The organism is Bradyrhizobium sp. LA6.8, from assembly GCF_040547935.1.
GTDB classification, from domain to species: Bacteria; Pseudomonadota; Alphaproteobacteria; order Rhizobiales; family Xanthobacteraceae; genus Bradyrhizobium; species Bradyrhizobium barranii.
The window spans coordinates 77,159-99,035 of record NZ_JBEPQQ010000014.1; the positions used below are offsets into that span (position 1 = coordinate 77,159).

Here is a 21,877-nt window from a genome sequence, read left to right on the forward strand (position 1 = left end):
CCCGGCGTTGGATGATCTGGCGAAGATAGAGATCGCGATGAGCAGAGGACGCTCTGCCAAACAAGACTTGGTAGGTCGTCGATTTGGCAATCCAGATGCAGGAGAGTTGTAACCAGCAGCGATTTTGGATTGGCCGCCGTCTATGCAACCGCATATCCGTTGCGGCTTGCGAATGGACCAAACGACGTTCACCGCAGCAAGATGGGCAAGCTGCAGCTGCGCAAATACGCGAACTCAGCACGTCCAGTCATTATCTCGAACCAATGCGGAAAATTAGCGGAGCTTTCCAATGAAGATCGGTATTGTTGGCGCGGGGCTGATGGGGGCAGAAATCGCCTTCATTTTTGCGCGTGCCGGGCAGTCGGTGCTCTTGAACGACAGATCGGAAGAAGCCCTTCACAGCGCCATTGCGCGGCTCGATCGCCTTTATGAGAAGGGGGTCGGCCGTGGCTTCTACGAGGCCGGCCAGAAGGAGGCCGTTCTCGGCTGTATTGAGACGACGGTCGATCGCGAGCGCTTTGTGTCGTGTGACTTTATCACAGAGGCGGTTTTCGAGCGCGAGGACGTCAAGGCTGATGTCTTTCATGAACTTGACGAGATCTGCCGCTCCGATTGCATCTTTGCCACCAACACCTCAACGATCCCGATTTCGGCACTGGCAACTCATGTTAGGGAGGCGCGCCGGTCACGATTTGTCGGCACTCATTATTTTTCGCCAGTGTCGCGAATGAAACTGGTTGAGATCATTCCGGCGTTCGACACGTCATCAGAGACCCTCGACTTCGTAAAGCATCTATGCTCAGAGGCAGGCAAGACACCTGTTGAGATCAGGGACGTGACGGGATTTGCGGTCAACCGGCTTCTCCATATCTTCATGATCGAGGCTGTCCGCCTCGTGGAGGAGGGGGTCGCGACGCCCGAACAAATCGATACGGTATGTCGTCTCGGGCTCGGGCATCCGATGGGACCTTTCGAGCTGATGGACGCGACCACATCGAGTCTGTGCTTGCAAGCACAAGAAATTATGCATGAAGCCTACGGCGAGCGCTTCCGGCCACGTCCCTTGATGAAGCAGCGAGTCCGCGCAGGTTTGGTCGGCGGCGCGGGCAGACCTGGTTGGAGATCGTCCGGTAGTCGCTAGGGAACTCGATGCTAGTGTCTGTTCAGGTGCGTGCGCTCGGCTCAAGCGCCGCACGGCATGTATGGCCACTTGGCGCAAAATCCTCCGTCAAGCAGCATGACACTGCCTTTGTCCTGAGCCTCAATGACGATCTCGGCGCGACCGCAGCTCGGGCGCGACCAAATCGGCACCCATGTCGGGCCAAGATTGCGTTTTCCGAAGATGGACATTGGGACGTAGCGGGCTCCGCGGATGATCTCCCATCTCGATCACGGACCCTTAGCGTTCAGTCCAGCAACGGTGGCGGTTTAGCAGCTTCATTCTGCCGCAGTTCTCCTTTCAAGATCTTACCGTTCGCGTTGCGTGGCAGGGGCAGGGTACGCAACGTGATCGTTTCCGGCACCTTGTAGTCCGACAGCCGCTCGACGCAGAATTTCTTGATGGTTGATTCCGCGAGCACGGTTCCTTCGGCGACTACGACCTCGGCGTGCACGCGCTCTCCAAGAACGGGATCGGCACGACCAACGATAGCGCATTCCAGGACGCCATCGAGACTGCAGAGCACGTTCTCGACCTCGGCACTGAACACCTTGAAGCCGCCGCGGTTGATCATGTCCTTTTTGCGATCGAATACGCGCACAAACCCCTCGGCATCCATCGTGCCGATGTCACCCGAACGCCAGAAGCCGTCGACGAACTCGCTTTGGTTTGCATCGGGCCGCCGCCAATAGCCGGGGACCACCATCGGGCCAGCGATCCACAGCTCGCCTGGCGTACCGCGAGGGACCTCGATCCCTTCGTCGTCGACCACCTTGATCCGGCCGCATGGAACGGTCATGCCAACACTGTCGATGTGTCCGCGCCATTGCGTTCCCGGCATGATGGTCGCCGGCGAGGTCGTCTCGGTCGCGCCATAAGCGTTGAGGAGTTGGAGGTGAGGCAATTTCACCGCCAGCATCTCGATTGTGGCCACGGGCATCGGCGCGCCGCCGAAACAACCGATCCGCCAGGCAGACAGATCGTGATTCCCGAGCTCCGGCGACATCACGCATAGCGTATAGATGGTCGGAACGAGGATCGAATAGGTGATCTTCTCGCGGCTTGCGAGAGCGAGAAAGTCCGAAGTCTTGAACGCCTGACGCATCAGCACGACGCAGCCGCCGACAACCATGATCGAGAGCGCGACCCCGACCAGCCCGGTGATGTGCGACAACGGGACAGCAACCAGCGCGCGGTCCCTCTCGTCCAATCCATGACAGCGCGCGAAGGTGAGGGCGGAGTGGATGATGCCGAGATGCGTCAGCTGCGCACCCTTCGTGCGCCCTGTGGTGCCAGACGTATAGAGGATAATGGCAACGTCTTCTTCCGACAGGTCCGCGGCTCGGGCTGTAGACGCGTTCGGGGCAAGCAGATCGGCAAACGGCCTTGCATCGGCAGCCGCCCCGCGGATAGCAAACCGGTGGGTGAGCGAGGGCACGTCTTGCGGCGGCGGAACGGCATCGACGAGATCGCTCTCAAAGACCAGTGCCTTGGCGTCGCTGTCATTCAGTAGGAAGGTCAGCTCAGCCCGTCGCTGACGCGTGCCAATCGGAACCACGATGACGCCGATCCGGTTGCAGGCGATCACGCAGGCCAGGAATTCCCAGCAGTTTCCCAGGAACAATGCGACGCGGTCGCCGCGCGCCATGCCGAGGCCGGCGAGATTGGCGCTGATCGCGCCGACCAGATGATCCAGCTCGCGATAGCTAATCGCGCGATCCTCGACGATGGCCGGTCTGTGTGGAACGCGATGCACGAGATCGTTGAACATCTCCACGAGCGTGGTAGGCCGTTCGGGGAAACACAGCATCATCCGGCCATCATAATGCATTTCGGCACGGGGCGTTCCGCCCAAGCCGTTGTCCGTCCAAATACCGTCTTGCATCTCGAGTTTCCGTCTTCACTGTTTCATCCGCGAGAGCACTCGTCCCCGCGCTCAGGCATTCATCTTTTCCAGCAGCCACTGCATTGCCTAAGGCCTTTCTTCTTTATCAACGCGGCTAACTTCGGCGTCTTGAGCCTTTCTGATCATCTCCACTACATATTCGGTGGTCGTTCTATGATGGGCGCGTAACAGCGCGCACGCCAAATCCGCATCGCGGGCCACGGCGGCGTCGACGATGGCCTTGTGCTCAGCTCCGACATCGCGTTTTCCGGAGTTGGCACTGAAGACGATGGAAGCTGCCTGCCTATATCTCGAACTGTGTTCAATAAGTGTTTGAATGAAATGCAGCAGCCATTTCGACCCGCACGCGGAAACAAGATGGAAATGAAATTTGCAGTGCTGTGCTTCCCAATCCGGATTGTTCGCCAAGGGTTGGCCGCTGAGTCGTAACTGGATATGTAGCAGTGCATGATAGGAGGAGATGAGATCGATCTCCCATTGAAGAGATCCAGTTTCTATCGACTTGCGCAGCGCGATACACTCCAGTTCGGCACGCTGTGTCTGGACATCCACAACCTCCTCGTCCGATATTTCGGCAACCCTGAATCCACGTTGATCCTCCACCGTGATGAAGCCGGTCGATGACAAGCGTGACAGCGCCTCGCGCAATGGAATGGCACCCGCATCGTAACGCTCAGCCAAATCCCTCATGGTCAGTCGGGCGCCGGCTTTGAGGGCCCCACTCAGCACATCCTGGCGCAACCTCTCGGTCAGGATGGAGGCCATGGTCCTCTTGCCGCCAGCGACGGCTAAAGTCTTAACGGAAGACATATGTCTGGTTCCAGTTTATAGAATCTGGCCAATTGCATACATTGACCGAGGCATCCCTATTTAGCAATTTTGCCATATTCCATCACCTTCAGCTGTGGGATGAGCGGCTTACCCCGGATCAGCGGCGGGCTCGGAAGCTCCTCCAAGAAGCGTATAATATACGAACCTCTAAATATATATAATCATGTTGACCGCCTTTGCGGTCAGCACTACTGTAGGGAACGGATACAAGCCCGCATAATCGGGACGCAATCGGATTGCTCATGCGGGCGAACATTGTTTTCGCCCTTCAGCTAGAGCCCGCGACAGCAGTGCCGACTCACGTCAGGTCGCTGAGCAACGACTGTCTACCAGGGAGAACCAATGCGTCTTGTTTCATATTATCCTGAAGGCCGAGCGATGCGCCGCAAGATTGCGATGGGCGTACTCGTGGACGACAAGGTCGCGCCTCTGACTGACATCGATAGCTTCTACGACCACGTTCCCAAATGGAAAGAGCGTGCCCGTTCACAATTCAAGGGCACCATGTCTCTTGCCGAACTCGATTTGGCGCCTCCAGTGCCGATCGGCGCCAAGATCATTTGTGCTGCGATCAATTATGTCGCGCACGGGAAGGAATCGAACCTTCCTACGCCCGAGTTCCCGAATCTTTTTGCACGGTGGACATCAGAATTGGTCGTCGACGGCTCGCCGGTGCCGGTCCCACGGGCGGAGCCCGAAGGCCTAGACTGGGAGGTGGAGTTAGCGGCGATCGTCGGTGACACTCTGATCGATGTGGAGGCCAGAAAGGCCGAGCGCTCGATGCTTGGTTACACCGTCGCGAACGATATTAGCGCGCGGGCATCACAGGTCCAAATGACCAAGCTGTCTACCGGCCAGTGGTGCCTGGGCAAGAATCCGGACAAAAGTGGTGCGATCGGCTCCGTCGTGGTGACAGCCGACGAATATAGCTATCGCGGGCAAACGCTTGAGACTCGCGTTAACGGACAGACGATGCAATCCGGGACTACCGACGACATGGTCTTCAGCGTCGGCGATATTGCCGCTTTTGCATCGCGCCATGTCACTCTGAGGCCGGGCGATGTCTTACTCACTGGAACGCCTGATGGAGTAGGTTACAGCCGCAATCCCCGAATTCTGATGCGGCCAGGCGATAGCGTCACAGTGAGCATCTCAGGCTTGGGCAGTGTGACCAATCCAATCGTCGATGCAAGCCACCGCGGATAATCACCATTAAGGAAAGGACGCCAATGGGCAGACCCGCAGAAGCAGGACGTGTTCTCATGAAGGTCGAGACATTGCTGCCCGACAGCGCGCTTACCCGCGAGCAGATTATCGAGCGGAATTTGCGCGCGGTCGAAGCTCATTTTCACAACGAAAATCCTGAACATATCGATGAGGCAATTGCGCTGTACGCCGACAAGGTCACTTGGGAGGCACCTAACCGCGGGATCGTGATGACCGACAAGAGCGAGATCCTGAAGGCGTATCACGGAATTTTCCGTTCTGTTGTGTACCACAGGACTACTCCGATCCGGCGCTTCGCCACCGAGACGTTCGTGTTCGACGATCAAGTTAGTGTTGCGACGTTAGTTGGAGATGAAATGCCTAATGTCCCCTTTCCAATTGGAACCCGCATGTCGGTGCGGCTGACCCATGTGTTCCAGATGAAGGACGGCAAGATCGAACGCGAGATCGCATACGAGATGTTCCGCAAAGACGGCGCCGTCAATGATCACGATTTCATTCCAGATAACTCGATGACGATCACTTTTCCGGAAGGTGACGCTGCAGTGGTGACCCGGCTCAAATAAGCTCACATCGACGAAGCATGCCTTGCTATTTGGCTATCTGAAACGAGAGGGGATCGGGGTGGTTGAGCAGCGATTCGCGTGCGCTTCGACGTCAGTCCGCGCACTGCCTAAAAAGCCCGAGGTGGGAAATGTCAAACAAGGCTGTCAGCCTGCTTGCCGCCGCGCTCATGATTGTCAACGCGCAGATAGCTCGTGCTGAAAAGAAATACGATTCTGGCGCGAGCGACACCACGATCAGGATCGGAAATACCGATCCCTACAGTGGACCCAATTCGGCCTACGCAATCATTGGCCACATCCAAGCCGCTTATTTCAAGATGATCAATGAGCGGGGCGGAATCAATGGCCGCAAGATCGAATTCCTCTCTTATGACGACGCCTATAGCCCTCCGAAAACGGTCGAACAAGTTCGCAAGCTAATTGAGGCCGATGAGGTGCTTCTGCTGTTCAGCCAGATGGGCACGCCTACCAATTTGGCCATCATCAAGTATGTTAACGCCAAGCGCGTGCCGCAGCTGTTTATTGCTGCAGGCGGCACCCTGTTCGGAGATCATGTACAATATCCTTGGTCGATGGGCCTTCAGCCGCACACCCAGGGCGAGGCTCACCTTTACGGCCGCTACATCGCGGAGAACTATCCCAACGCCAAGATCGGCGTACTGTTTCCGAATGATGGGTTCGGACGCGACAACATTGTCGGGTTCAAGCACGGCCTCGGCAAAGCATCATCGAACATTGTTGCCGAACTGACCTACGAGTCCACCGAGCCCACGATCGATTCGCGCCTCGTGGAGATGCGCGCAGCCGGCGTCGAAGTGTTTGCCAATCTTACTCCAGCTAAATTCGCAGCTATGGCGATCAGGAAGGCTGCCGAGATGGGCTGGAAGCCCGTACATATCCTGCAAAGTGCGTCGGCTTCAGTAGGTTCTGTGCTCAAGCCCGCTGGGCTCGATAACTCGAAGGATATTCTGACTGCGCACTACACCAAGGATCCCGACGATCCTAACTGGGCGGACGATCCGGGCATGAAGGAATTTCTCGCCTTCCTGGCCACGTACATGCCCCAAGAGAACAAGAGCAATGCTCTCTTAGCGTATGGATTCATGTCTGCCCAAGCGCTCGTGCACGTGCTCGAACGATGCGGCGACGAATTGACCCGGGCGAACGTCTTGAGGCAGGCAGAAAGTCTCGATCATCTTGAGCTCGGGCTTCTGTTGCCGGGCATTACCCTCACGACGTCGCCCATCAATCACTATCCGATTAGACAAATGCAGATGCATCGGTTCGACGGTTCGAGTTGGTTGCGGTTCGGCCCTATCCTCAACATGGACTAGGGCGGTTGGCTGGCCGCGCTCGCTTTGTGACGTGCACATGATGAAAAACATCCGGCTACGGGGCTGCTGTTTGATCATGTCACAGAACAATTAGGCAGGCCGACTTCCAGGCCTATCGCGCTCCGGCCGCCGTTCATCAAATGATTCAGTCCGCGTCTCTCTCATCGAGCACACGACCTACTCCACCGAAGCATCCTCAAATGGCATCGCCTGGGTCTGCCAGGATTCGGGCGGCGCAGGGCCCCAGCCGCCTGCGAGGAGCTTGGTCATTTCCCAGCGGATCGGCTCGTCCTCGATGTCCATGGTTTGGTAGTGGGTGTTGAACAACTCGATGCGATGGCCGTCGGGATCGCGCAGGTAGACGAAACGCGCGTAGCCCGGGGCGAAATGCCGGCACGGGCCGAACTCAATGTTGCGGCCGTAGCCCTTTTCCGCCAGCAGATCGCAGATGAACATCAGGTGGTGCGCTTCCGGCACCATGAATGCCGCGTGGTGCAGCCGCGGCCCCTGTCCCGGCACAAAGACGATGTCGTGCGGATTGCCCTTGCGCTGCAGGAAAACGAAGTCGGGTTCGTTCGACCCTTCCAGCGAGACGTATTCGGACAGCCGGAAACCCATGCTATAGTAAAAATCGAGCGCCCGAGCCACGTGCGGCGTGACGATCTGGAAATGATCGAGGCGCTGCGGACAGGCACCGTGGAATTGGCTGGCTTGCAAAATCAGCCGTTGCCGCGTTTCCATGGTGGCGCAGATTTCGAGCGGCGAGCCGACGGCGTCGTTGACATGCAGCGTACGGCCCTGATGCGGCACCGCCACCCACGATGGCACCAGGCCCGCTTTGGTGAAGTGCTGCGCGGCGATCTCAAGGTCCTCCTCGGTCAGCACGCGGAACGCGACGCGTAGCGCGCACGGCGCCTCGCCCTGTTCCAGTACTAGGCTGTGATGGCAGGCCTCTTCGAGTCCGCGGAGATAGAGCCGGCCGTCGTCCTCGCCGCTGACCACGAAGCCCAGCGTGTCCACATAGAAGGCCTTGCTGCTTGCAAGATCCTTGACCCGCAGCACGACGTGGCTGGCACGGGTAATATTGAAAGGTGGCCGGTAGACTGGCTTCGGGATCGGCATTAGATGGGGCCTCCGCTGATGTTTTCGTAGTTCTGAAATTCAGACGAGCCCGCGGTATGAGCCGCCGTCCAGTTGCAGGTTCTGCCCGGTGATGAAACCGGCCTGAGCGCTGCACAGATACGCGCAAGCATCGCCGAACTCCTCCGGTCGCCCGAACCGCTTCGCCGGCAGCGATTCGGCGATCCGCGTGCGCGCCTCCTCAAAGGTGATGCCGTGCTGTTTCACCATCCGCTCGGCCATGAAACGCTGGCGGTCGGTATCGATGCGCTCGGGCAGTAGGTTGTTGATGGTCACGTTGTCGGCAGCAACGCTCACCGACAGCGCCTTGCAGGCGGCGGTAAGCCCGGCGCGGGCACCGCAGGAAAGCTCCATTGACGGGTGAGGCGACTTCACCATCGCGGAGGTGATGTTGACGATGCGTCCAAACTTGCGCTGCCGCATGCCGGGCAGCACGGCCCGGATCAGAAGCAGCGGCGCCAGCATGTTCTGATCGACCGCCTCGATCCAGTCGTCGTGGCCCAACTCGACGAAGTTGCCGGGCGAGGGACCGTGATTGTTGTTGATCAGGATGTCCGGGTCCGGGCAGGCCGCGATCAGAACCTCACGCCCGCTCTCCTCGGCGATGTCGGCCTGCAGCGCCGTGACCTTCTTTCCGACCGCGCGTTCGATTTCCGCAACCGCATCGACCAGTCGGGCCTCGTCGCGGCCATTGATGAAGACCCGGCAGCCTTCGCGAGCCAGCGCGATTGCGCAGGCAAGCCCCAACCCCTTGGAGGACGCACAAATCAGCGCCGTCCGCCCTTTGATGCCCAGGTCCAAGACTGCCTCCAAATATATATTGCTAGCCTAAATAACCATGAATATAGATATTATTGATAACGATCAACTGGCTTTTTTCGCGACGGGCATTTCCATGAAACCTGTGGTTCCATCAGAAACGCTGGCCACGGCGGCATATCAGAAGCTCCGTGCCGAAGTGATCGGCGGCATATTTCCGTTTGGCCGGAAGCTAAAGATCGGCGCGCTGTGCGAGCGCTACGGGGTGAGCGCCGCGCCGATGCGGGAGGCGCTCAACCGGGCGGCCAAGGATGGCCTGGTCCAGCAGTCGGACCAGCGTGGCTTTTCGGTCGCGCCCCTCAGCGTGGAGGACCTCGACGACCTGTTGCAGACCCGCCTGGTGCTGAATGAGTATGCGCTACGCAAGTCCTTCGAATTCGGCGGCCACGAATGGGAAGAACAGGTCATGCTGGCATGGATGCGGCTGGATCGCATCCCCTACAACCCGGTCTCGACCGAGGCGGCCTGGGAGCGCGCACACCGGTTGTTTCACGCGAGCCTGCTGTCTGCCTGCCGCGCGCCGCGCGTCATCGCCTATTGCGACCAGCTGTTCGACAGCAATGACCGTTATCGCTTCATGGCGCGGACCTCGCGCACCCGCGCGCCGCGCCGCAATGACCACAAGCTGATCACCGATGCCGTGATCGCGCGCCGGCCGGACGATGCGGTAGCGCTGCTGAGCGAACATTTCACGGAAACCGCCAACCGGTGCAGGGAGCAACTGATGCTTGAAGGGCGCGCCCAGCCACCCGCACGCTCGCGCTCGTGAGCGCGACTCCCACGAGCGACAAGCACTGCAGCTGGCATCACCATGTCGCAGCTTTTATTGGAGCCGCCGCTGTGTCGGCACCCCGAGAATTGATCATGAATCGCTGTGCGGTTCGGCTGGCCCCTTACTACCATCGAGACGGCGGCGCCGCGCGCGCCACCGTCGATAACATTCGCAGCGTCAGACTCCGCGATGGAATGGGCGTCTCCAGCGCCGCCGCCGCGCTCTGGCGGCAGTGCTGGGAAAGGTTCAACGCTTTGAGCATCGACGAGAAAGCCGCGGCACGATGACGGGAGCAAGCCAGCCTGGTCCGCCAATGGCTTCGCCACCGCCTGACGTGGCGGCGAAGATACGCGCCATCGGCTCGGTGATCGACCCGGTCGGCACGGCAATGATCTACGCGGAAGCGCTGGCGAGCCAGCCGACGGAGGGCGTCGACCTCGCTCGCGATGTTCGATACGGCGATGCGGAGCGGCTTGCTCTAGATATCTATCGGCCGGCGGCGGCGCGGCGGACAAGTCCCGTCGTCATCTTCTTTCACGGCGGCGGTTACAGCCGCGGCGACAAAGCGGACCGCAGCAACATCGGCTATTTCTTCGCGCGTCACGGCGTAGTCACGCTGATCGCAAACTACCGGCTGGCTCCGCGGGATCGATGGCCATCAGGCGCGGAGGATGTCGTGGCCGCCCTGCGCTGGGCGCAACAAAACGCGGACAGCCTCGGAGCCGACTCCGGGCGCATCGTGCTGATGGGAGAGTCAGCCGGGGCGGCCCATGTCGCTCTGGCCGCACTGGTCTCCCGCTTTCACGACGGCAAGCCGCTCGGCGCGGCGGGTATCGTCCTGGTCTCGGGTTCCTATGACGTTGCGCTGGAAAAGCGGGCGGCCAGCGCATTCGGCATCCCGGCGCCCGATCTGCGAAACGAGGGGTATTTCGGCGCGGATTTTTCGAAGTATCCTGACATGGCGACGGTCCGCCTGATCGATGCTACTGACGTGGCAGCGCTGATCGTTTACGCCGAACATGATCCAGCCCAAATGCAGGTTCAGGCAGGCGAACTTTTCGCCGCCCTGGCCGGCAGGGCCGCGATCTGCCCGCAATTACTTAGGGCGATCGGGCACGGGCACATATCGCAAATCTGCTCGTTCAATACCGACGACACCAGTGTCAGTGAACCGGTGCTCCGTTTCGTGCTGTCCGCCGGCAACATTCCAGAACTTGGCAACACGCCATCAACGACTGACAGATCGATGGAACAGCTTTTCGAACTCGAACAGCGGCGATGCGCAGCCCTGTCCAATGGCGACATCGCGGCGCTCGGCGAACTGCTGACCGGCGGTTATCGGCATATCCATGCATCCGGTCGGATCGATGACCGGCACGACTATCTGTCAGGAATCGCCAAGAACCCGCGCAGAGTCACGCGTTCAAATCTTGACATCCGGATTTACGATGATACCGCGATCATGACCGGGAACCAGCTTAACGAATTCGCGAGCGGGAAAATCATGAATGGCTGCTGCCAGCAGGTCGCCATCCGAAGGAACGGCAAGTGGCTGTACGTTTCCGGGCAGCTCACTCAATATTGACGCATAGCGGCATCGGACGAACTTGCGATACGGCTGCGACCGACGGTCGGAGAAATCTTATTGGGCTGGCAGACTGCGTCCAAAAAAGCATCGTGCAGTCGGCGAAGGGGCGCGCGCTGTTGCTGCTTCGGCGCGCGTAAGCCCGCTGGTCAGACGCAGCCCGTCCGACCAAATCAGTGCTGCCCGTTCGAAACTCGGGAATCCGCAGGATTCCACTTCCGAGTTTGTCGCCGGCCAGTTTTAGAATTAGAGGGGCATGTCGTTCAGTGACCAGGAATGGAATCGCTGCCGGCATAGATAGGTAAGCACGACGGCAACGCAGATTCCGATGGCGATCGGTACAGAGGCGATGGCAAAAAATTGGTCTCCGGTGACATGCCGTCCCATCAAGAAGCCGCCAAAGAGTGGACCGAATATTGAGCCCAACCGGCCGATCGCCATCCCCCATCCTATACTGTTGCCACGTATCGGCGTTGGGTACAGCATGCCGAATGCGGAGTTGATCGCGGACTGTGTTCCCGACACACAGATACCGGCAACAAAGATCAGCCAGGGAAGCCGGCCGCGATCGACATATCCAATTGCGGCAATGACCGGCACCGCTATCAGGTAGAAAATGGCGACTGCCAGGAATCCGTAGCGGCTAAATACCAGCGTCATAACCAAGCTACCGACCAAGCCTCCCAGGGCAAAGAAAGTGACAGTCAACGCGGCGCTCGCTGGCACGAGACCCAGATCTCGCAACACGGTCGGTGCCCAACTCGCGATCAGCAAATTTGTGAACAGGCCGATGGCCGCGAGCGCCCAAAGAAGGGGCGTTATTGCATGCATCCCATTCCGATACGGCACGATGGGAGACAGAGAGGCTTTTGCGTCCGGAACATGCTGAACGATGCGGGTCGCATCATCCCATGCGACGTTTCGATCGATCGCACGAGCCATCTTTAATACCTTGGAGCGGCGTTTGGGGTCGAGCGCAAGGAACTTGATCGATTCCGGCAACAGGAAGACTAGCGCGAGTGCCAGCAGGATCGGGCAGGCACCTCCGACATGAAAGAGGATTGGCCATCCCAATTTCGAAACAAGATAGGCGGCGACGAGGCCGGGGACCAAGGCTCCGACTTGAACGCCAAGTTGGACGATAACGAGCAATGACCCGCGCGATGCGCGCGGAATCGATTCGGACACGAGAGCCGTGACATTTGGGATGATGCCCGCCAAACCCAATCCTGCAACAAATCTCAAAACGAAAAAGTGAGTTGCGGTATCAGCAAATACGGTCACCCAAGTAGCCGCGCCGAACAGCAACGTTGCAGCCACGACCAGCGGCTTCCTGCCAAATCGATCCCCCAGATATCCGGCGATCGGTGTTCCGATCAGCATGCCGATCAGGCTCGCGCTCAGAATCCAACCCATAGAGCCGCGATCGATATGGAATGCGTTGATGATCTCCGGCGCTGAAAATCCCATGACGACGAGATCGAACCCGTCGGCAATCATCGTGATCAGCGGCCAAATCACCAGGTTGATATGAAATGCGCTTATGGGGCGATCGTCGACAAATTGGTCGAGATCGACAGAATTCGGATCGTTCAGTTTAACTTTCGCGCTGCGGATGCTGGCGACGCCGCCTGTCAGTTTCATGAGGTCCCTCCCAGGACTTCTCTTGCGTTTCGTCTTGTTGCTGGCCGACAGGGGCGCGGGCTTTCTTATGAGCCTCTGCGCCGAACGCAATCTCTCGTCGCGGAACAACGAGAGTCAGAGTCTGCATTTCCTCAAGTCGTCGGCCAATCGTTTCTTCCCAATCGTCGTTCTTGCTCGCTTGCGTTAAGTTGTCAGCAGTCCGGGCGCTCGCTCGCGGCGGATTGCGTCTCATCCTGGGGCAGGAGCCGCGCCCTGCAGCGATCGGCCGTTTCCTGGAAATGCCGCTTCAAATGCGCGACAGCTTCGTCCGGCTGCCGCGCAATAACGGCGTCCGTGATCGATTTGTGATCATCAAAGCGAGGCTCCTTGGCTGGAGCGGTCCTCGCCATGAACCGGTAGCGATCCGCGCTGTCGAACAGCTGGTCACAATAGGTGATGATCCGTGGCGCTTTGCATGCCGAGATGAGTGATCGGTGAAAGACACGATGCGCGCTTTCCCAAGCAGGATCGATCGCCCCCGGTGTGTAGGAAATACGAGAAAGGCGATGCCACGAAACCAGAACCTGCTCTTCCCATGCAGCTCCACCGAACTCGAAGGAGCGCCGGAGGCCGATTTCATTCAGGAGCAGGCGCGTCTGAAGCAGGTCGTCAAGATCCTCCACACTCAAGGGGGCGACGGAGAATCCGCGCTGTTCCGATTGGCTGACGATGCCGTCCTTTGCAGCCCGATTCAGCGCCTCGCGCATAGGCGCAGTACTGACCTCATAACGTTCACAGAGCTCGAGAATCTTGAGCTTCGCGCCGAACGGAAACGTCCCCGCGATCACGTCAGTGCGCAGTTTCAAATACGTGGCCGTAGCCAACGTCTCGGTAGAGAGGGCAGTTTTCATGGGGTCATAAAAAAGAAAATGTTTGTCATCACCAAAAAATATAGATATTACTGCCATGAAAAGTCAATAATATATTCCGGTGGAACAATGGATCCGGGACTGGGTGGAAGGACGGTTATCGTCTGCGCGTCTTCCAAGGATTTGGTACTTGCCTGTGCGCCGCCGCTGGCGCCCGCGTGGTGCCGCGTTCTCACCAGCGAGCGAGCGGCAATCCAGCGCGCTGACGGGCTATCCGAGGCGCATATCACCATGGAAAGCGGCTCGGTCGAATCTGGTGGAGGCGTGCCCCGAACCGGACATCGACAACGATCGCGGCCGGCGCCCGGCAGTTTTGTCCGCCCCAACCACGCCGCATGGAGCGCGACGATCGAGCTGAAGATACTCGCGCCTTTCCACGTTGCCGGTTGGTATGCGCTCGCGACAATTCGGGTGGACCCTCGATATAACCTCGGCGATTGTGAAAGCGACGTATTCGATCCTAGAGCTTTCTCCGGCGCGCGAGCGGGACTGATAGCTGCTGCGAAGACTCTCTCGCGAGCGTTGGCCGCGAACAATGTGTCGATCAACAATCTGGTGCTCGACACCGATCGCCAGAAATCTGGCCGAGCGTAATGGCCCAGCACGGTATCACCATGGTTGAACCGCGCCCGCATTGCCAGTTCGCTGCCGGTCAAGAGTTTGTGCCGAGGAATTCGACGACACCTTCGCGTCCCCGTGCAGCGTGCAGGCAAGGCATGACCTAATCCGAGTGTCGGCTGGTTTGATGCTCATGATTCAGAATTTCACGGATGTACAGAGAGCAAGATAGCGGAGGCAATATTGATAAGTCGGGAAGAAACGTTCGCTTTGATCATCGGTGGCGGACCGGTCGGTCTGTCACTCGCTCTCGATCTCGGCCGGCGGAATGTCCCCACGATTCTGGTCAACCAGGGGACGGTGACGGCGCAGCATCCCAAATGCAATTACTCCAATACGCGCACCATGGAGCACTTTCGTCGGTTGGGCATTGCTTCAGAGGTTCGACGATCCGGACTGGGTGCCGACTTTCCGCGTGCCGTATCGTTTCGCAATCGCTTTACGGAATATGAACTCGGCCGCATCGAGCTGACGTTCCTAAAAGAGAGCGTTTGGCCGGGCCCCGAATATCCGCACAACATTTCGCAGCTGTTCTTGGAGCCAATACTAAAAGCCCATGCTGAGACACAGGACGGCATCGATATACGGTTCGGCCACAAGGCATTGGAAATCACGATGGACGAAGACGGCGCGACCGTCTTGGTCGAAGAATTGAAGAGTGGCGCAAGATACGTTGTCCGCGCCGCCTACGTCATTGGATGCGACGGCGCAAGTAGTCTGGTCCGTCAGACCATCGGTTCGAAGCTCGTCGGCGAAAATGGTTCGATCGTCCGCAATTTTGTTTCCGGCACGATGATGGCTTATTTCATACGATCCCCCACGCTTTACGGAAAATCCCGCGCCACGCCGGCCGTCTTGACATGGATCGTCAATCATGACGCACGCGGCTTCATCATGTCGCAGGATGGCCGTGAGAAATTCATCGTTCATTATCAGGTTCCGCCAGGTGTTGATTGGCAGAACCTAAAGACCGAAGATGTGATGGCACGGATGTTGGGCCCAACCGCAGATTACGAAGTCCTCTCCTCGGGTCCGTGGCGGGGAGGACTAGCACTCGTCGCTGACAAGTACTCTGACGGACGCGCCTTTATCGCCGGCGACGCCGCCCACCTATATACCCCTCTCGGTGGCTTCGGCATGAACACCGGAATCGGCGATGCTATTAATCTCGGCTGGAAACTTGCCGCGATGCATCAGGGCTGGGGCGGGCGCCACCTCACCGAGTCGTATGATCCCGAACGTCGGCCGATCGGCACGCGTAATTCTCAGATTGGAATCCACTGCGCTGCGCGTAAGGACAAGTGGCACATCCCTGCCGACATCAATGAAGACTCCCCGACGGCCGAAAAGTCGCGCGCGTCCTTTGGCGCCTTCATTGCGGAGGACGACAGGGACGAATACGCGACGCTGGGAATACAACTAGGCGAGCGCTATTTCTCGCCAGTGGTCGTTCCGCCAACTGAGTCACCGGCGGTCGATTCTTGGGATCGATATACGCCAAGCGACGCGGCTGGCGCACGGGCACCTCATTTCTTGCTCGATGAACAAACATCGGTTTATGACGCGTTTGGGTTCGATTTTGCGCTGATTGCGTTTGCAGGGGCGGACAGTGAGCCAATCGAAAGAGAAGCTGCGTCTTGTAAGCTGCCAATCCGCACTGTGCGGTCGGCGAAGCTGGATCCGCAGTACAAACACCTACTCGTCCTTGTTCGGCCCGATGGGCACGTCGCTTGGTCAGGCGACCGGGCCCCGGCCGATGCTCGCGCACTAATCGACCGTATCCGCGGCGCCATTTCTTGAGCGGCAGCACGCGGCATGCGAGCGGCGAGCAAAGCCATTGGCCTTGCACCAATAGAATGATGGGAGAAGACGATCGATGCAGGTATTTCAAACTGACGTGCTAGTCGTTGGAGCTGGGCCCGCCGGCTTGACCGCGGCGGCTTTTCTCGCGCGCTACAATATCGCCGCAATTACGGTCACGAGATATAATGGCACCGCCAATTCTCCGCGCGCTCACATCACGAACCAACGTACGGTCGAGGTGCTTCGTGATCTCGGCATCGAAGACGAGATGATGGCCGAGGCTATGCCGCAGGATTTGATGGGGACGCAGGTTTTTGCAACCGCGTTCGCTGGGGAAGAACTCTGCAGGATGATGACGTGGGGCGCAGGAATCGACCGAAAGGCTGAGTACGTAGCGGCCAGTCCGAGCAGCATGTGCAACATGCCACAGCATCTGTTGGAGCCGATGATCCGACAGGCGGCGGAACGACATGGCGCGGACATGCGGTTCGGTGCGGAACTGACTGAAATTCGACAAGACGCAAACATCGTTATCGCGCGTATCCTGGAGCGGGCGACGGGTCGCGAATACGAGATCCACGCCAAGTATGCCATCGGATGCGACGGCGCGCGCAGCATTGTGGCCGAGCAGATTGGCTTTGAAATCGAAGGTGCGATGGGGCTCGGTGAGGCTTTCACCGTGTGGCTCGATGCTGATTTGTCCCGCTATACGAAACATCGGTCCGGTGCGCTCTTTTTCGTATGTGAGCCGGGAAGCGATGTGTGGTTAAGCGCATGGACCTGCGTGAAGCCTTGGACGGAATGGAATCCCTTGTTTCTCCGATTTTCACTCGACTCATCGGACATTTCTGAAGATGAGGTCCTAAAAAGGGTCCGGTCCGCTATCGGCGATCCGTCGGTTGCGGTGAAGATCAAGAAGATCAGTACCTGGAAGATCAATCATGCCGTCGCGGCTGGGTATCGGATCGGGAGAGTGTTCTTGGCTGGAGATGCGGCCCATCGTCATCCACCGGCCAACGGTCTGGGCAGCAACACGTGCATTCAGGACTCGTACGATTTGGCTTGGAAGCTTGCGTTCGTCTTATCGGGCCGAGCCGGAGAAGGATTGCTGGAGACATACAATGCAGAGCGTCAGCCCGTCGGACGTCAAGTGGTCGATCGTGCAAACAAGAGCGTCGCCGAGCTCGGACCGTGGGCCACCGCGCTTGGACTCAAGGCAGGTCAGACCAAGGAAGAGGCCTGGGCCAACTTGGATGAGCTTTATGGTCCAACCGAGACCGGGGCCCGGCGTCGGCATGAACTTATCGCAGGCCTTAAGCTGATGGATTGGCAATTTAATGCGATCGGAGTCGAACTGGGGCAGCGGTATCAATCAAAGGCGGTCGTTAGTGACGGAACGCCATTCCCTGCGTACGATCGTGATCCCGAACTGCACTATCATCCGACGACGCACCCCGGCGCTTATCTACCACACGTGTGGCTTGAGCATGAGGGGCGGAAATTGTCGACACTAGATCTCACGCGGTCTGGTCGTTTTGCCCTAATTACCGGTATCGGCGGTGACGCTTGGATCAAGGCATCACAGGAGGCCAGTGGTGAACTGGGCGTCGAGATCGCAAGCTATAAGATCGGTCCGCGTCAAACGTACAATGACCCTTTGGGGGAATGGACGAGACGGCGCGAAATCGAAGACACCGGCTGCATTCTCGTGCGGCCCGACGGTTATGTCGGCTGGCGGTCTATGAAGGAGGGAGCCGCCCCTACCTCCGAATTGCGTAAGGCTCTCAAGGCAATACTTGATCGATGAGGTTTCTCGGTAGTCGCCTTGAACGAGCGGTCGACGCCCTTAAAAAGGCGTCGGCGGCAAGAACAGTAAATCGTCGTTTATGCATGCTATAGCGCAGAACCCCGTCGCCTCAGCGTTCTCGGCGCCGCTCAGTGCGTTCGGGGCGTAACGTCGCAATGTGCTGCGACTAGGGACGCTTCAAACAACTAGACGCTTGCCAAGCATTCACGCCCTCAACCAGATCATAAGATCTTGGGTCTGTTTGGATTCATCGGGAGATTATCACGCCTGCGGCGAGATTGGATCACGGAGGCGAAGCTCTGATCGGTTGTGTCGACGCATTGCGATGCGCTTGAACTCCTTGAGCCTGCCGAAGAAGTCCCCGATGAGGTGCCGCCATTTGTACATTTCCTGATCGATTGCGAGAGGCTTTGCGTGACGCGGATGCTGGGAACTGAGGACATGGCCGGGAAAGTGACATCTCTGATGAGGATAGGTGTGACCTTTCTAACGGTGGTCTACACTTCTTGTCGGCGCAAGGTAGAGATGGCACCGCGGGTGCAAAGTAGAAATGTCACCCAGGATGGCCGGCGAGGAGGGCGGGCGGCGCGGAGCTGGGCGGGATAGCGCAGCGACGACCGCCCGGATGAGGCGCGATTATGTGGCCTTGAATATGTGTCGGTCGGCCTGGCCACGCCGACGCGGCGTCTTCTGCGAACGGCCTTCATCGCGCAGCTGCTGCTGTTCGGCGATGTAGGCTAGTACCTCGCCCAGCCGCTTGTTCTCGACGATGGCCGCCTGGTTAACCTTCTGCAGCTTGTCAAAGGTGCGGTAGGGCAGGTCGCGGCCCTGGTGCCTGATTGCGACCCGGCCATCGGGATAGTCGACGACGGTAACGCGCTGGCGGGCGAGGGGTCGAGTGATCTCGTTCGGTTCCAGCATGAACAGGACCTTGTCGTACTGCACCGTCAGATTGTTGCTTAGCGTACGCTCTTCCTTCCACGCAAACACATCGGTCAAGGGCGGGAGATCCTCGGCCGGCCGATGCCCATCCTGATTGGACTGAGGAAGCTTGCCGAACCGTGTGTTGTAGTTCGCCAGAAGCCCCGGCAGGAACGCGTTGGCAGCCTCGAGGGTCGAGATCCCAGCGAGCCGCAGCTCCTTGACCAGACGGTCTTGCAGCGTGCCAAATGAACGCTCAACGCGACCCTTGGCTTGTGGGGTGTTGGCGCAGATGATGTCGATGTTGAGCTCGTGCAGGGCCCGCCCAAATTGTGTCATACCGTCGCCGCCCTTGGCCTCGCGGTTGTTTACGCGGAAAATCGCGTGCTTGTCCGAATAGAACGCGATCGGGCGACCATGGCGCTCCACATATGTCCGGGTCTCGCGCAGATAGTCGAGTGTCGATTCCGATGGCACAAACGCGGCGTGCAGAATCCGGCTGGTGGCGTCGTCAAGATAGGCAATCAGCGAGCAGGCCGGCCGGCGGTTCTCGAACCAGTGGTGCTTGGAGCCATCGATCTGAATCAGTTCGCCGATCCGCTCCCGGCGGTTGCGTGGCTGATGCATCGAGGGCAGGCGGCGTCTGTGATCGATCCACAGCCCATCCTCAATCATCCACTTGCGCAGTGTCTCGCGCGACACCAGGCAGTTGTGGTGCTCGTGCAACTTCTCGGCCGCCAGCGTCGGCCCAAAGTCCGCATACGGCTGGCACCCGGCTGTTGCTGGGCTTGCCCCGGCGCTTCGACGCCAAGCTGGCGGCACCGTATTGCCGCAGCCCTCGCAACAGCCGAAACACCTGTCGGCGATGCAACTGAAGCACGCTGGCCGCCTCGGCCACAGTCAGTCGTTTGGCTTGCACGTCCAGAAGCACATTGAGCCGCGAAAACTCGGCTTCGCTCATCGACACCACCACGATTGCCGTTCTCCGCAACTGCATTCCAACTGAGGAGTGCCATCTCAACTTTGCGGAGGGGTGTCATCTCTATATTGCGGCTACACTTCTTATTCGCATAATGAAGATTATGGAATATATTCCTACTTCCCGAAAGTACTATGCTTCTCTTTAGCCCCGTAAACAATCGAATCTGCCTGGCCCTGGTTGCCTCACTCCGCGGCTTCAGCAGGTGAGCTTTTCAGCTCCGCAAACTTCGCGGCCATGGTCGGATTGCCCCGGGTCAGCTTCTTGATCGTCACATCCTGGGCCTTGTCGTTCGCGAGGCGCAGGTTGCGGTCCGCGCCGATCAACGCATCCTTCGTCTTCTGCAGATGATCGATGGACTTATCGATCTCAGCGATCGCCGTCTGGAAGTGCCTGGAAGCAAGATCGTAGTTCTTCGAGAATGCAGTCTTGAACGTCTCGAGCTGGCTCTCAAACTGAGTGATGTCGATATTCTGTGCCTTCACGAGCGCGAGCTCGGTCTTGTACTTGAGCGAGTTGACGGCCGCATCGAGATCGACTCCAACGTCGTCGAACGCGCGATCCGGCCGATCGCCCTAAATCGCAAAAACGCACTCTTCGCGGGCTCCGACGGCGGCGGCGAGCATTGGGCCGTCATCGCCTCGCTGATCGAAACCTGCAAACTCACGGGTATCGAACCTCACGCGTACCTTGCCGACGTCATCACAAAGATCGTCAACGCTCACCCGAACAGCCAAGTCGACGATCTGCTGCCATGGGCCTATCCCATTGCCCCGGCGCTTAGGGTCGTGGCCTGAGAACGACGCTTACGATTCTTTCTGGAGCCGTCCTCGCCTTTGTAATCAGCATTGGGTTGTTTGGCACGCCAGTGCTCCTCGGCATGACCAAAGAAATCTACCTGATCACGTCGCGGATCTACCTAGAATTACAGCATTTTCCACCGAGCTTTGGGATAGTTGCAGCGCTCGCAATCTACCTGATGTTCATGTCGACGCTCGCAAACATATTGCAAAGCATTGCACTGCGTGGACGTTCTTTCGTCACGGTAACTGGCAAGGGGTTCCGGCCAGAATCATTGAGCTCACTGGCGGTCGCTATGTCGTCGCTACGATCATTTGGTTCTATCTCACGCTCACCGTCGTTGGACCAATCGTCATCATCACCGCGGCAGCTTTTTCGACGTTTACGTGGTCAGGCCGGTTCACATCGGCCAACGTTTCCTATTTGTGGCAGTCAGAAGATGTGCGGGCGACAGTCGTCAACAGCCTGTTGATCACGGTCATCGCTGCAACGGCGGCGACGGTGCTGGGACTGGCGGTTGCCTGGATCACGACGCGGACCCGAATGTGGGGGCGTCGGCTCGTTGAACGCAGGCGCGCCACTTCCTCTGGGCTCAGCACCACCGGCAGCTTGCGCGGCTCTTGAACGACATGGGTGTGCTCGACGATCTCGTGGCGCTTGAGCGTGACCTTGAAGAAGAACCGCAGCGTCGAGACGGTCTGGTTGATGGTCGGCACGCCGACACCGCTCGATGCCAAATGGAGTTGGTAGCGCCGTACATCCTCGAAGCTCGCCGTATCCGGCGATCGCCCGAGGAACACCGCGAAGTTCTTGACCCTCTGCACGTAGTCATGTTGGGTCTTCGGCGCGAACTTGCGGATCGTCATGTCTTCGATCATGCGCCGCCGCAACGGGCTCGTGGCCTCGTCGGTCATGGGGATGCTCCTGTCTTGGGTGAAGGTTGCGAACCCCTCATCTCAAGACAGGACGCCTCGTTGCGCTATCCTCTCAGCCGTGCTGCCGGCCGTCGTGCCCTACCGCGCGAGCGGTTTAGTCCAATGACCCAAAGCGGCCCTCG

At 58.6% G+C, this 21,877-nt stretch carries 16 protein-coding genes and 3 pseudogenes; 10 read left to right on the forward strand and 9 right to left on the reverse strand.

Features of this window, described 5'->3' with window-relative positions; genetic code table 11:
• The first annotated feature begins 289 nt into the window (after window positions 1-289).
• Window positions 290-1,141 (forward strand): 3-hydroxyacyl-CoA dehydrogenase family protein, encoded by an 852-nt coding sequence (locus tag ABIA90_RS41840; RefSeq protein ID WP_354121706.1) that lies wholly within the window; start codon window positions 290-292, stop codon window positions 1,139-1,141.
• 265 nt (window positions 1,142-1,406) lie between these two features.
• On the opposite strand, the gene ABIA90_RS41845 is transcribed toward ABIA90_RS41840, so the two are convergent.
• Together ABIA90_RS41845 and ABIA90_RS41850 are read right to left on the reverse strand one after the other, a co-directional pair.
• Window positions 1,407-3,044 carry a class I adenylate-forming enzyme family protein gene (locus tag ABIA90_RS41845; RefSeq protein ID WP_354121707.1) on the reverse strand — a complete coding sequence of 546 codons (1,638 nt, stop codon included), beginning with the start codon at window positions 3,042-3,044 and terminating at the stop codon, window positions 1,407-1,409.
• Between the two features lie 87 nt (window positions 3,045-3,131).
• A complete protein-coding gene (locus ABIA90_RS41850) occupies window positions 3,132-3,830 on the reverse strand; it encodes a GntR family transcriptional regulator (RefSeq protein ID WP_354116395.1) in 699 nt (232 codons plus the stop codon).
• A gap of 408 nt (window positions 3,831-4,238) precedes the next feature.
• Here ABIA90_RS41850 and ABIA90_RS41855 point away from each other — a divergent pair, with 408 nt between their 5' ends.
• The 3 genes from ABIA90_RS41855 to ABIA90_RS41865 all read left to right on the forward strand — a co-directional run bounded on the left by ABIA90_RS41855 (window position 4,239) and on the right by ABIA90_RS41865 (window position 7,023).
• Complete coding sequence (locus ABIA90_RS41855) at window positions 4,239-5,102, forward strand: fumarylacetoacetate hydrolase family protein (protein ID WP_354116394.1); 864 nt, start codon at window positions 4,239-4,241, stop codon at window positions 5,100-5,102.
• A 56-nt stretch (window positions 5,103-5,158) separates the two neighbouring features.
• Complete coding sequence (locus tag ABIA90_RS41860; protein WP_354116393.1) at window positions 5,159-5,689, forward strand: nuclear transport factor 2 family protein; 531 nt, start codon at window positions 5,159-5,161, stop codon at window positions 5,687-5,689.
• A 128-nt stretch (window positions 5,690-5,817) separates the two neighbouring features.
• Window positions 5,818-7,023 carry an ABC transporter substrate-binding protein gene (locus tag ABIA90_RS41865; protein WP_354116392.1) on the forward strand — a complete coding sequence of 402 codons (1,206 nt, stop codon included), beginning with the start codon at window positions 5,818-5,820 and terminating at the stop codon, window positions 7,021-7,023.
• A gap of 177 nt (window positions 7,024-7,200) precedes the next feature.
• On the opposite strand, the gene ABIA90_RS41870 is transcribed toward ABIA90_RS41865, so the two are convergent.
• Both ABIA90_RS41870 and ABIA90_RS41875 read right to left on the reverse strand, forming a co-directional pair.
• Complete coding sequence (locus ABIA90_RS41870; RefSeq protein ID WP_354116391.1) at window positions 7,201-8,145, reverse strand: VOC family protein; 945 nt, start codon at window positions 8,143-8,145, stop codon at window positions 7,201-7,203.
• Window positions 8,146-8,184: 39 nt separating this feature from the next.
• Window positions 8,185-8,964, reverse strand: a complete 780-nt coding sequence (locus ABIA90_RS41875; RefSeq protein WP_354116390.1) for an SDR family oxidoreductase — start codon at window positions 8,962-8,964, stop codon at window positions 8,185-8,187.
• Between the two features lie 37 nt (window positions 8,965-9,001).
• Between ABIA90_RS41875 and ABIA90_RS41880 the strand changes: the two genes are divergently transcribed.
• Both ABIA90_RS41880 and ABIA90_RS41885 read left to right on the forward strand, forming a co-directional pair.
• Window positions 9,002-9,751 (forward strand): GntR family transcriptional regulator, encoded by a 750-nt coding sequence (locus tag ABIA90_RS41880; protein ID WP_354116389.1) that lies wholly within the window; start codon window positions 9,002-9,004, stop codon window positions 9,749-9,751.
• 316 nt (window positions 9,752-10,067) lie between these two features.
• The gene (locus tag ABIA90_RS41885; protein ID WP_354116388.1) at window positions 10,068-11,339 is read left to right on the forward strand and encodes an alpha/beta hydrolase fold domain-containing protein; all 1,272 of its coding nucleotides are present in this window, start codon (window positions 10,068-10,070) and stop codon (window positions 11,337-11,339) included.
• Between the two features lie 246 nt (window positions 11,340-11,585).
• On the opposite strand, the gene ABIA90_RS41890 is transcribed toward ABIA90_RS41885, so the two are convergent.
• A complete protein-coding gene (locus tag ABIA90_RS41890) occupies window positions 11,586-12,983 on the reverse strand; it encodes an MFS transporter (protein WP_354116387.1) in 1,398 nt (465 codons plus the stop codon).
• Window positions 12,984-13,174: 191 nt separating this feature from the next.
• Complete coding sequence (locus tag ABIA90_RS41895) at window positions 13,175-13,873, reverse strand: GntR family transcriptional regulator (protein WP_354116386.1); 699 nt, start codon at window positions 13,871-13,873, stop codon at window positions 13,175-13,177.
• A gap of 18 nt (window positions 13,874-13,891) precedes the next feature.
• Between ABIA90_RS41895 and ABIA90_RS41900 the strand changes: the two genes are divergently transcribed.
• From ABIA90_RS41900 to ABIA90_RS41910, 3 genes are all read left to right on the forward strand, one after another.
• Window positions 13,892-14,485, forward strand: coding sequence for a Rossmann-fold NAD(P)-binding domain-containing protein (locus ABIA90_RS41900; RefSeq protein WP_354116385.1), 594 nt, complete (start codon window positions 13,892-13,894; stop codon window positions 14,483-14,485).
• Window positions 14,486-14,692: 207 nt separating this feature from the next.
• On the forward strand, window positions 14,693-16,309 hold the full coding sequence (locus tag ABIA90_RS41905; protein ID WP_354116384.1) for an FAD-dependent monooxygenase: 1,617 nt from the start codon (window positions 14,693-14,695) through the stop codon (window positions 16,307-16,309).
• Window positions 16,310-16,385: 76 nt separating this feature from the next.
• Entirely contained in the window at window positions 16,386-18,119 is a 1,734-nt protein-coding gene (locus tag ABIA90_RS41910) for an FAD-dependent monooxygenase (protein ID WP_354116383.1), read from the forward strand.
• Window positions 18,120-18,755: 636 nt separating this feature from the next.
• Here the strand turns inward: ABIA90_RS41910 and ABIA90_RS41915 are convergent.
• Window positions 18,756-20,001: pseudogene (locus ABIA90_RS41915) on the reverse strand (ISNCY family transposase).
• A gap of 203 nt (window positions 20,002-20,204) precedes the next feature.
• Window positions 20,205-20,549: pseudogene (locus tag ABIA90_RS41920) on the reverse strand (DUF2130 domain-containing protein); the annotation flags it as partial.
• Here ABIA90_RS41920 and ABIA90_RS41925 point away from each other — a divergent pair.
• Window positions 20,517-20,816 (forward strand): annotated as a pseudogene (locus ABIA90_RS41925) (transposase domain-containing protein); the annotation flags it as partial. The pseudogenes ABIA90_RS41920 and ABIA90_RS41925 overlap by 33 nt on opposite strands.
• Window positions 20,817-21,239: 423 nt before the next feature.
• On the opposite strand, the gene ABIA90_RS41930 reads toward ABIA90_RS41925, so the two are convergent.
• Entirely contained in the window at window positions 21,240-21,734 is a 495-nt protein-coding gene (locus tag ABIA90_RS41930; protein ID WP_354116780.1) for a site-specific integrase, read from the reverse strand.
• Window positions 21,735-21,877 lie beyond the last annotated feature (143 nt).

Excerpts from the sequence above, each read along its gene's own strand:
- ABIA90_RS41855 (WP_354116394.1), top strand. The coding sequence starts at position 4,239 with ATGCGTCTTGTTTCATATTATCCTGAAGGCCGAGCGATGCGCCGCAAG.
- ABIA90_RS41845 (WP_354121707.1), bottom strand. The coding sequence starts at position 3,044 with ATGCAAGACGGTATTTGGACGGACAACGGCTTGGGCGGAACGCCCCGT.
- ABIA90_RS41870 (WP_354116391.1), bottom strand. The coding sequence starts at position 8,145 with ATGCCGATCCCGAAGCCAGTCTACCGGCCACCTTTCAATATTACCCGT.
- ABIA90_RS41900 (WP_354116385.1), top strand. The coding sequence starts at position 13,892 with ATGTTTGTCATCACCAAAAAATATAGATATTACTGCCATGAAAAGTCA.
- ABIA90_RS41860 (WP_354116393.1), top strand. The coding sequence starts at position 5,159 with ATGAAGGTCGAGACATTGCTGCCCGACAGCGCGCTTACCCGCGAGCAG.
- ABIA90_RS41885 (WP_354116388.1), top strand. The coding sequence starts at position 10,068 with ATGGCTTCGCCACCGCCTGACGTGGCGGCGAAGATACGCGCCATCGGC.
- ABIA90_RS41895 (WP_354116386.1), bottom strand. The coding sequence starts at position 13,873 with ATGAAAACTGCCCTCTCTACCGAGACGTTGGCTACGGCCACGTATTTG.
- ABIA90_RS41840 (WP_354121706.1), top strand. The coding sequence starts at position 290 with ATGAAGATCGGTATTGTTGGCGCGGGGCTGATGGGGGCAGAAATCGCC.
- ABIA90_RS41910 (WP_354116383.1), top strand. The coding sequence starts at position 16,386 with ATGCAGGTATTTCAAACTGACGTGCTAGTCGTTGGAGCTGGGCCCGCC.
- ABIA90_RS41930 (WP_354116780.1), bottom strand. The coding sequence starts at position 21,734 with ATGACCGACGAGGCCACGAGCCCGTTGCGGCGGCGCATGATCGAAGAC.
- ABIA90_RS41850 (WP_354116395.1), bottom strand. The coding sequence starts at position 3,830 with ATGGCCTCCATCCTGACCGAGAGGTTGCGCCAGGATGTGCTGAGTGGG.
- ABIA90_RS41880 (WP_354116389.1), top strand. The coding sequence starts at position 9,002 with ATGAATATAGATATTATTGATAACGATCAACTGGCTTTTTTCGCGACG.
- ABIA90_RS41865 (WP_354116392.1), top strand. The coding sequence starts at position 5,818 with ATGTCAAACAAGGCTGTCAGCCTGCTTGCCGCCGCGCTCATGATTGTC.
- ABIA90_RS41890 (WP_354116387.1), bottom strand. The coding sequence starts at position 12,983 with ATGAAACTGACAGGCGGCGTCGCCAGCATCCGCAGCGCGAAAGTTAAA.